This window comes from Lysinibacillus sp. fls2-241-R2A-57 (assembly GCF_030209535.1).
Classification (GTDB): domain Bacteria; phylum Bacillota; class Bacilli; order Bacillales_A; family Planococcaceae; genus Lysinibacillus.
Genome location: NZ_JARVRU010000012.1, coordinates 1 through 9,915, shown reverse-complemented (window position 1 = coordinate 9,915; position 9,915 = coordinate 1). Strand labels below are relative to the sequence as shown.

The following is a 9,915-nucleotide window of genomic DNA, read 5'->3' as shown; positions in this document are numbered from 1 at the left end:
GGAACCTCTGAGATGTTTTTGAAAAAAGTGTTCAACTTGATATTGCAATTTAGGAAAGATATAGTTTTTCGTTGGAGGACCATTAAAATTAAAATAAATAATGGGGCTATGCCCATTTCTAAGGAGCTAACGATAGCTGGCTCCACGTACTTTAAAGCAAAATAGAAGCCCATAAATGTTATTGCTGATGCGATATTTAATTTTAATAAGGGCTTCTTATCTTCTTTCCAATTCACCTTTGTTTTTTGTTTTGATGCGAATATTTGAAAATAAAGAGCAGTAATAAAGAAACTTATACCAGTAAATAAAAATGGATGTACGGCTTGAACTTGATTTGCATAAAACACTTGACTAACAGATGTTAAGACTGCTGAACCTAGCAAAGCATAGATACCGACCTTGTAAATAGATTTATCAATTTTTAATTCCATATATTTTCTCCTCCCTAAAATAAAAAAACTCCGTCTCGATAAAGAGACGAAGTTCGATTCGCGGTACCACTCTAATTGATTAATTCTACATTAATCCACTTAGACTATAACGGTAGCTGCCGTTCATACTTACTTAAGTTCAGTATAAATACTCCTGGACGAGTTCGGGAATTTATTGACTGTTTTGCACCAACCAACAGTTCTCTAAACAATAATTGTTCCTTACTACTTCCAATCTAAATTTACAATATTTGGTTTAACTTTAATTTATTCCCTTTTTTGTAAATAATAAAGTCCCCAAAGCGTCGTTTAGGAAAGATTTTTAGATTTGTTTTGTATACTTTATAAATCCTTTATAAATCCTTTATAAATCCTTGTTTCACTGACGTAATCCTTAAATAGGATAACGGAATACCTTTTTCCATAATTTTAACTAAAAACATCATAGGAAAGACCCAAATGACTATTTTAATAATGGCTGATGTTATAGCTCTTGGAATAGAATCCATCATATCTAAATTATTGGACTAACCATAAAAGTTTCAAACAACTTTTGTAAATGTTAAACAACTATATTTATAATTAAAGAACTATATTATTACTCAACAACAGGTAATGAAGGAATGATTCTTTCTCCATCTCTATAAATCAATTTCCTTATTTTATATAAATGGTGAAACCTAAACTTAGGCATCTCGTTTACGGTAAAATACAATAGCTACTGTAATAAAGATCAGTGTCCATAACATTGAAACACCTGCCCCTTGCATTGGTGTAAGGACATTTATTTCATCAGAGGAAGGTGGCATATACATATAATATCCTGCCGTATCCGGAAAATAATTTTTAATACTGGGTAAAAAATCTCTCAATAATGGACTGACAATGAAATAATGACCAAGCAGTACCACTAAAGCAGGAGTGGTTCGTCTGAGTAGAACACCAATAGCTGCACTGAGAAGGGTGGTTAATGTTAGATAGCCGGTTGCACCTACTAAAGTTTTTATCATAGCGTCTATTTCAATCACTAATGTTGTGTCTCTCATCATAATAAAAGCATATAGTACACCTGATGCAGCAATAATAAACGCCATAGGAATGGTTACAATTGCCAAAGCTAAATGCTTCGTGGCTAGTTGAAACCCTCGCCAAGGGATCGTAGTTAAAGTAGTTCGAATCTGTCCACCCGTATACTCTGAACAAGTAGCTAAGATACCTAGAATAATGAACCCTGCTTGAAGATATCCCATAGAAGCAAGTCCTATTTTCAGTATACTTTGCGTTCCTGCTGCCCCTTGTAGACCAGCAGAAGTAAAAGCTGCTGCTAAAACTAAATTTAGAATGAATGTCCCCATAAGAGTGAGCCATAGCAATGGTAATGTAACTAATTTTTCCAGTTCAGCACCAAGGATTAGTGTTATCTTTCTACTAGAAGAGACACTCATGATGTAACGTCCCTCCTATGGAATACAATGGCTGCGACAATGAAAAGAACAGCTACCCAAGCAAACATGATTAAACCACCTGTGAATGGGGTGTGAAAACTGTCGCTCGTAAACATAAACATATCAAAGCCAGCCTTATCTGGTAAGTAAAACGCTAATTTTGTAACCTTAGTAAGGAGGTAAGAGACTGTCACAACAGATGAATTTATCATGAGCACAGCAAGCGGGATAATGCCATTCTTAGTTAGAACCGTAATCCCAAATGCTAAAAGAGCAGTAAATATCCAGTAACAAACCGCGCCGATCAGTCTAGATGCTTCAAATGCAGGGGCGTATTCACCAAGAATAAGATTTGTTGCTGACACAGTTGTTAGAATAGCAACAATGGAAAGCAGTATGCTGATCACTGTCACTGCACTTGCTTTTGCCAGCAAAAAGTGGAAACGGGATGAAACAACTGTTAAACTCGTTGTAATCTGATTCCCTCCACCAGATTCACTGCTCTCTGTCAAATACTCACTGCTGACAGCAAGCACACCAAGAATAATGACACCTTGCACACCAAGACCTAAACCAATATAGCCAACTTCCGATAGACGTGTGCTAACTCCAGCTATAATCTCCTCTTTTTGTGCTGTACTGTCCAAGGCAGCAATGACCGCTGGGGCAAACGCTCCAATAATAAAGGCAAGCCAAATACCCGGCAGGGAGAACAATTTAGATAGTTCCGCGTTAAATGCTCTCATACAACATCACCTGCATTTTCAGATGTCAGGGCAAAAAAGGCTTCCTCCAGCGTGGAATGATTACCTATTACTTCTTTCAATGTTCCATTTGCAACGATTTTTCCATGATTAATAATCACCACATCATCAACAGTCTCTTCAAGCTCTCCCATTAGATGACTGGACAGTAACACCGTGTTTCCAGACTCAGCGCGTTCACGTAAAAATGTCCGAATCCAACGAATTCCTTCTGGGTCGAGCCCGTTTACAGGTTCATCTAAAACCAATATTTTTGGATCACCAAGTAGTGCAGCTGCCATTCCAAGTCTTCTCCCCATACCCAGGGAATAATTTCCGATTTTTTTACCAGCTACATTCGTAAGACCTACTATTTCCAGAACTTCCTCGACACGTGAGCGAGATAATCCTGAGGCACGAGCAATCCAACGCAAATGTGCTCGTCCTGTTCGCATACGATGAGCTCCAAATCCATCAAGTGCGGCACCTACTGTTGCTAGAGGATTATGTAATTCTGCGAATGGCTTTCCATTAATTAGTGCACTCCCTGAGGTGGCACGATCTAATCCAAGCAGGATGCGAAGTGTAGAACTTTTACCTGCCCCATTCGGACCTAAAAACCCAGTTACTCTCCCTGGTCTAGCTTTAAAACTGATACCTGATAAGATTTCTTGAGTTCCGCGATGTTTGACTAAGTTATTAATCGTAAGCAACCACAACACTCCCTTTCTGTTATGGTTCTAATTATAAAAAAGCAAAGTTAAATCTCGGTTATCTTGCTGTTTACTTCTGGGTTAACTTTAGGTTAAGCTCTACCAATAGCTACTCTTGTACCATTTTCATTTGATGTAAAGTCAGCTTTCAGCATCATTTTTTTCAACATATAATGTGAAGCCGATAAACCAATCCCCACCCCACCCTCATAGGAAGAGTTATCCATACCTGGACCTCTGTCTGCAACAATGATCAGTTCTTTTTCTACATCAACCACAATGTTTGTATATTTCCCCTCTGCTGCATGGCGAAGAATATTCTGAAATAAATTATCCAGAACTCGTGTCATCCATTTAGGATCTGCTTCCCAATAAAAAGTCTTCTCTGTCGGTAAATCAACATCTAACTGAATTTCTTTTTCTTCAAATGCAGGATACCACTCAGCGACAGATGCTCTTACTAACCGTACAATATCTGTTGAAGTGGGATGAAAAGGATGTTTCCCTGATGTAAGCACTGTATAGGAAAGTAAATCATCCATTAGATCTCCGACTCTTGTAATCGTATGGTTCATCTCTGCTAATGAGTCTTGCCCTTCAAAATTCATTGATTTTTTATTTAGTCTGGTGATAAGTCCTCTCAAAATGGTAAGTGGCGTTCGTAAGTCGTGAGATAAATTCGCAATGAGTCGATGGCGTAATAATTCCTCTTCATATTCTCGCTTGCGACTGTCTTCAAGCTGCTGAATCATCCAATTAAAAGAACTTCCTAACTGGTCTATTTCATCCATACGATCCGTTGGAACAGATATTGGTTTAGGAAATGAATTATTATTAGCTGAAAATGACATGACTTCCTGTAAGCGGGTGAGACGTTTACGAAGTCTCAAGAAGAACAGCCAAGATATTACAACAAATGCGACAATAATAAAACCAAACAAAAGTACGGTAAAATAGAACAGATTTAACATATTCATTTCTTTTTCATTGCTAACAGGAACGAACGAAGTGAAGAAAATAAGCACAAGAAGAGGAAAAAAGATAAATAGAAAATGCACTTTTAGAAAACGACGAAATAATGATCTATTCTGTTTCATAGTTTCACCCGATAGCCTATTCCCTTCAACGTTTCAATAATTCCTGGGGAATCTGGATGACGTTCCAACTTTTGACGCAATCGATGGATATGCACCATTATTGTTTTATCACCAGTAATATAAGCTTCTTGCCAAATGGCTTCATAGATTTGTTCTTTGGGTAAAACCTGATTAGGATGGCGTAAGAAGTACATTAATATTTGATGTTGTTTCCCTGTTAATATAATTTCTTCACCTGTGCGTTTGTCGTATACCATTTGAACTTCTGGATCTACTTCAATATCTTTTCCTAATGAAATGCGCTCGGAATGTGTTCCACCACTTCGACGGATTAATACTTCTAATCTTGCAACTAATTCATCCGTATGGAAGGGTTTCGTTAAATAGTCATCAGCAAATTTTAAACCATCTACTTTATCTTCTATCGATGTTCGAGCAGATAACAGCAATATAGGAACGGCAGGAGCTGCCTTCTTTAATCGTTTTCCCACAGTAAATCCGTCTAACCCGGGTAGCATGATATCCAAAATAACTAATTCATGCTGATTTACTTCTCTTTCGGCTCCTTCACCTGAAAGTAGCCATTGAACTGAAAACCCTCGCTGTTCCAATTCTTCTTTTACCCAACTGCCTATTTTCTCATTATCTTCAATATATAATACGCTTCTTTTCAAGTAACATCCCTCTCTCTAAATTTCAAATTTATCTTGCATCATTTACAGTAACAATTGGATGCTTTTGTGTGCGCAAGGTATCACGTTGTGTAGGAAAATTGACTTCAAGCCATTCTCTGTCATTTTTATTAAGTAAGTGAATGTTTTTTAAACTCCGTTTGAAATTGCTTTCTATTGGAATTTGGGAATTTCTCTCTCCACTCTAATAATTCCGTACGTTTTTTTGTGAGGTCTGAAGATTTACTTGAAGTGCAATTCGATTTGTAATTGTCCTTAGACTTACATCTAGTTCTAATGCAACTTTTTTAAAGTTGTTTAGGAGTAGCAATAACTTCTTGTTCTCCTTTTATTAATCTGCCATTAAAATGATCCGAACATGATAGAAAATTAATTTTATAGAAATGTGTTAAATAACTTTTCTAACAATATTTCACTCCCAAATAAAATTATTTACACTCTATTTTAACATTATTTACCATTGCAATAAAATTCTTATTGATACAGATAGGGAGCCTTTGAAATTATCGCCAGCTTTCCCCCCTGTCCACACCGTACGTGCGACTTTCATCGCATACGGCGTTCCAACAAATCCAATTTATTCTTTCTATGTCTTAAGCAGACGAGTACTTTTCTTCTATTATTAAATTATTTCATTGTTACATTTCAGTCGTAAATGAAACAATAAGGCTCATTTAATTGATCTTTTCTCCTTTATAAAAAAACATCCGTTCACTTATTTTAATTATAAGCGAACGGATAATGAACTTTCCATATTTAAAAAGCTCAGCTCCATTATTTGTTAACATCTACTTTTTGGCTCATTTTGTAGCTTTTAAATAAAGTTCGATTTAAAGTAAGTTGCAAACACTGATTTTATACTGAATGAAACCAACTGTTTTGAAACAAAGTTTGATCAAAACAGTTGGTTCTTTATTTATCTAGTTTGGTTTTTATAATAAAGATTGATTATTTCGAGGTGCGAATCTTCAATTAAAGCACTCCGTTAGTACAATAATGGGTCTCGTCAGATTTATTCGGATTTACAACGATAAGACTTCAATTTTTATACACGATTTTATTCATTAAAGACGATGGTGCAACATTACTTCAAATGCTTCAAAACCTTTGCTATGACTGACTTTTAACAAAAGTGCATAAAAAAACGCATAAACAATATTAATAAGAAAAGCCACGAAACGTTGATTTAACAACATTCGTGGCTTCTTGGTGTATTTCCAAACTTTGATTTTGGAACGTTATTTGTATGCGTTTGTATAGCTTAAATATAAGTTGCCTAAATTGCCTCGTTAATGAAATAAACACATACTTTATTCGTAAAAGGTGATAATACAACTAAATAGTTAGTCTTAAAGAGGTGTATTGAAAGAATGAAAAAGATGTTTTTAGTTTTTATACTATTCCTAACTCTTATTACCTTTTTTCAATCAGCAACAGCTTCATCAGATAAACCAACACAAGACTCTGAAGAACTTAGATTACAGGATATGCTTATGAATATGCTGACTCCTTATATCCAAAAAGATTTGATTAGCTATTATCGTCCTAAGATTCTAAAAGATTTTGCACCTCAAGTCACTCCGTGGAAGATTGAAGTGATTGAAACCAAAAGAGTAAATGGTTTCCGAGGCTTTCAATTGCAAATTACATTTGAAATAGAGCCTACTGATGGAGGGCATTGGATTCCAGTAGGGAGAGACCGAATGACCTATGAAATTTCTGCTGGACCTGAAGTTAAATTAATCAATCACACACACTTAAAAACATATAAATATCCTCCAGAATAAAATAGGTTACCAAAGTGTCCTTTGGTAACATTTCATTGAGATTCTATTTATATGTTACAGCCATTCAGAACAAGTGAATCGAACAGTCCTCTTTAAAATAATTTCTCACAGCGTCTCAGAGCATTATTTTCTAATAAAAACAGCGACAAACACGGATTTAACAGTGCTTGTCGCTGTTTGAAATGTCACCAAGCTTTCATTTGGGAACGTTATTTTGTTTATTTATGTATACGTTATAAATCCGTGTTGCACTAAAGCACACGTTAATTAATAACATATTTTTTCACTAAATTAATGTAACAAAAAAATTATGAAGTGCGTGCAATATTATAACTGACCATAATGAACCGGTTTTCTTGTACACAAACCCAAAGAGTAGACCTAAAACAAAAACATAAATATGTGTCCCGAAATGGAAAATTATTTCATTTTGAATCCAAATTGGATAGTGTATCACTAAAAATAATAAAGCCGTTATAATATTCGCTTTCCAAAAAGCTAATTTTTTATTAATCTCCCGTAAAATTAATCCCCTAAAAACAATTTCTTCTGCAATCCCTGCCACTAGAATACCATTAAGGTAATCATCAAAGGATAATGAAAATTGAAATGATTGCTGATTAATGATATATGTTTCAAAAGCAAAATATAAGCCAACTAACAGTGAAAGAACTACTCCCCAAAATAAACCTCTTTTAACATTAACGTTCACTTTTAAGTAGTCAAATGGGTTAGTATGTAAATAATATTTTATGTATAACCAAGTTGGAACAATCCATACGAACCCCTTAACCAACGCTTCTAATAATGGAGAAATTATTTCACCGAACGAATAAATGTAGTCAATTAACCATAATTCTTTAATTGCCCATACTAAGTAAAATATGAGTAGAAACCCTATCATCGATTTCACATCATTATTTTTCACTTTACTTTCAACACTTAATTGCGATTCCATTTCTACCTCCTCGAATGTAATTATTTACCTTTTTAGATTATACCATATTATTTTGTTCAACTATCCTGTGCCATTCAGAACAAGTAAATCGAACAGTCCTCTTTAAAATAATTTCTCACAGCGTCTCAGAGCGTTATTTTCTAATAAAAACAGCGACAAACACTGATTTAACAGTGCTTGTCGCTGTTTGAAATGTTAACAAGCTTTGATTTGGGAACGTTTTTAGATATATGTGTGTATATTTTATTCAACAAATTTAGTTTGGTTATTATTTATCATTTTACTTCACTTGTAAATTTAATTTATATGAGCGAATAAAACTTACTGCGTATTTCACTAAAAATATACCTAATATCCCACCAAGAATATTAAATAACAAATAGATAATATCCGTATTACCATTGTTTCTCATAACTACACCAGTCTCCCCAAATAAAAGACCAGCAAAGTAGATTCCCGAACAACTTAAAATAACAATAGAAATTGCTTTTTTGTTACTTTTTAAATTGAAAAGGAGTAATAAAGAAATCCCAAACGGTACAAATAAAATAACATTATAAAATAAAGCTGAATAACTCCAAATAGAAATATTAAAGTGCATCGTATCAAATATTCCAAACCAGTCATTTGTTGAAATAAAGCTGCTACTATTGTCTGCTGGATTTTGAGGAAGCGTGAATCCACCAAATTTAATTTGAATTAAGCTTATTAAGTAAAAGATAAAGCTATATAGAATAACTCGTTTTTTGTTACTTTTTTTCACTTTTCTAAAATAGTCAAGAAATACATTAATAAAAATATATACTAGCAAAATTAGAAATCCTAAAGGAACAATATTGTAAAGAACGTATGTTGAATGCACAATTAACATCTCCCACTTTTTATAACATTTTATAATCCTTATTCTACTTAATTTTACATTATAAAACAAACGAGTTTTCCACGTTAATTGAAGTACAAACAAGCTTCCCAGAGCGTTATTTTCTAATAAAAACAGCGACAAACACTGATTTAACAGTGGTTGTCGCTGTTTGAAATGTTAACAAGCTTCCATTTGGGAACTTTATTAGATTTATTTATGTATACGTTATAAATCCTTGTTGCACTACGCACTTCGTTAGAGAACACCATTTAATTAAATGATTCTTTTGTTCTTTATTATCCAAAATAAACCCCAAATACTCAGTAATGAAATAGCAATAAGCAAATAGATAAATAGAACTGAACCAAACAAGGTTAACCCTCCTAGTGTTTAATTCGATTTGTTTTTTTCAAGTTCTTCGATACGTTTTTCTAATTTCTTAATCTTCATGTCATTAAGCATAGCAATGACTAAAGCAACCATAGCAAAGGTAGAAGCAACGAATAAACTCACTCGGAAACCTCCTAATATTTGTTAACAACATTGTACAATAGGTTGCTCAATGAAACAATTTACATTTCAAAAAGCACCCAAAGCGTCGTTTGGGAAAGATTTTTAGATTTGTTTTGTATACTTTATAAATCCTTGTTTCACTTTGTAACACTCACTCAACGAGTATAAAAATCCATATACTGATTGTCAAAAATGCATACGCAATATAAATTATTGTGTACATTGTTAATTCAATAGTTGAAAGTTTTCTTTGTTTTTTCGTTTTTGCCAGATGTCGAAAATAAAAAGAGGAACTAATAATTAGCACACATATAGAAATTGCACGTAAAACTTCTGCGAAGATTATCAAGCAAATCATCTCCTTTAAAATAAACTTCAATGAACCTATTACTTTTAATACGCCCGAAACAATCGTAAATTCCATATTTAAATAATTTTACCATTCACTTGTGAAATAAAGAAATCCCTTAGTTTTTTAATTGAGGGGAGTTCTTCATTAGTACAAAAATTCTCAAGTACATTAAAATTTCATAAAGATCCAGTTTTTGTTTAGGTTTTCCTTTAAATTGTCTTTAAATTTAATAATTCTAAACCATTTCTGAAATCCCTGCCTTAATATTAATTATGTTTTTTGGCTTTAAGTCTTCTATATCTTCTATTTGCTCCTCCGAAAA

General features: G+C 33.8%; 10 protein-coding genes and 1 other annotated feature. Of the genes, 1 reads left to right on the top strand and 9 read right to left on the bottom strand.

Annotated elements, in window-relative coordinates; genetic code table 11:
• The 6 genes from QRN68_RS02405 to QRN68_RS02380 all read right to left on the bottom strand — a co-directional run.
• The coding region (locus tag QRN68_RS02405; protein WP_285395068.1) for an EamA family transporter at positions 1-431 on the bottom strand (431 nt) is incomplete at its 3' end.
• 39 nt (positions 432-470) lie between these two features.
• Positions 471-679: a binding site (T-box leader), on the bottom strand.
• A 438-nt stretch (positions 680-1,117) separates the two neighbouring features.
• A complete protein-coding gene (locus tag QRN68_RS02400) occupies positions 1,118-1,876 on the bottom strand; it encodes an ABC transporter permease (RefSeq protein WP_285395067.1) in 759 nt (252 codons plus the stop codon).
• A complete protein-coding gene (locus tag QRN68_RS02395) occupies positions 1,873-2,622 on the bottom strand; it encodes an ABC transporter permease (protein ID WP_285395064.1) in 750 nt (249 codons plus the stop codon). Before QRN68_RS02395 ends, QRN68_RS02400 begins: the two co-directional genes overlap by 4 nt.
• The gene (locus QRN68_RS02390; protein ID WP_481817424.1) at positions 2,619-3,341 is read right to left on the bottom strand and encodes an ABC transporter ATP-binding protein; all 723 of its coding nucleotides are present in this window, start codon (positions 3,339-3,341) and stop codon (positions 2,619-2,621) included. The genes QRN68_RS02395 and QRN68_RS02390 overlap by 4 nt, the downstream gene beginning before the upstream one ends.
• 83 nt (positions 3,342-3,424) lie before the next feature.
• Positions 3,425-4,429 carry a HAMP domain-containing sensor histidine kinase gene (locus QRN68_RS02385; RefSeq protein ID WP_285395061.1) on the bottom strand — a complete coding sequence of 335 codons (1,005 nt, stop codon included), beginning with the start codon at positions 4,427-4,429 and terminating at the stop codon, positions 3,425-3,427.
• On the bottom strand, positions 4,426-5,103 hold the full coding sequence (locus QRN68_RS02380; protein ID WP_285395059.1) for a response regulator transcription factor: 678 nt from the start codon (positions 5,101-5,103) through the stop codon (positions 4,426-4,428). The genes QRN68_RS02385 and QRN68_RS02380 overlap by 4 nt, the downstream gene beginning before the upstream one ends.
• Before the next feature lie 1,388 nt (positions 5,104-6,491).
• Here QRN68_RS02380 and QRN68_RS02375 point away from each other — a divergent pair.
• On the top strand, positions 6,492-6,908 hold the full coding sequence (locus QRN68_RS02375) for a DUF3888 domain-containing protein (RefSeq protein ID WP_285395058.1): 417 nt from the start codon (positions 6,492-6,494) through the stop codon (positions 6,906-6,908).
• A gap of 286 nt (positions 6,909-7,194) precedes the next feature.
• On the opposite strand, the gene QRN68_RS02370 is transcribed toward QRN68_RS02375, so the two are convergent.
• The 3 genes from QRN68_RS02370 to QRN68_RS02360 all read right to left on the bottom strand — a co-directional run bounded on the left by QRN68_RS02370 (position 7,195) and on the right by QRN68_RS02360 (position 9,241).
• Positions 7,195-7,866 carry a CPBP family intramembrane glutamic endopeptidase gene (locus QRN68_RS02370; protein ID WP_285395056.1) on the bottom strand — a complete coding sequence of 224 codons (672 nt, stop codon included), beginning with the start codon at positions 7,864-7,866 and terminating at the stop codon, positions 7,195-7,197.
• Positions 7,867-8,146: 280 nt separating this feature from the next.
• Positions 8,147-8,737, bottom strand: a complete 591-nt coding sequence (locus tag QRN68_RS02365; protein ID WP_285395069.1) for a VanZ family protein — start codon at positions 8,735-8,737, stop codon at positions 8,147-8,149.
• Between the two features lie 381 nt (positions 8,738-9,118).
• On the bottom strand, positions 9,119-9,241 hold the full coding sequence (locus tag QRN68_RS02360; protein ID WP_285395055.1) for a hypothetical protein: 123 nt from the start codon (positions 9,239-9,241) through the stop codon (positions 9,119-9,121).
• Between the last annotated feature and the right edge of the window lie 674 nt (positions 9,242-9,915).

Coding starts and splice junctions, on each gene's coding strand:
- QRN68_RS02400 (WP_285395067.1), bottom strand. CDS start 1,876: ATGAGTGTCTCTTCTAGTAGAAAGATAACACTAATCCTTGGTGCTGAA.
- QRN68_RS02395 (WP_285395064.1), bottom strand. CDS start 2,622: ATGAGAGCATTTAACGCGGAACTATCTAAATTGTTCTCCCTGCCGGGT.
- QRN68_RS02385 (WP_285395061.1), bottom strand. CDS start 4,429: ATGAAACAGAATAGATCATTATTTCGTCGTTTTCTAAAAGTGCATTTT.
- QRN68_RS02375 (WP_285395058.1), top strand. CDS start 6,492: ATGAAAAAGATGTTTTTAGTTTTTATACTATTCCTAACTCTTATTACC.
- QRN68_RS02370 (WP_285395056.1), bottom strand. CDS start 7,866: ATGGAATCGCAATTAAGTGTTGAAAGTAAAGTGAAAAATAATGATGTG.
- QRN68_RS02365 (WP_285395069.1), bottom strand. CDS start 8,737: ATGTTAATTGTGCATTCAACATACGTTCTTTACAATATTGTTCCTTTA.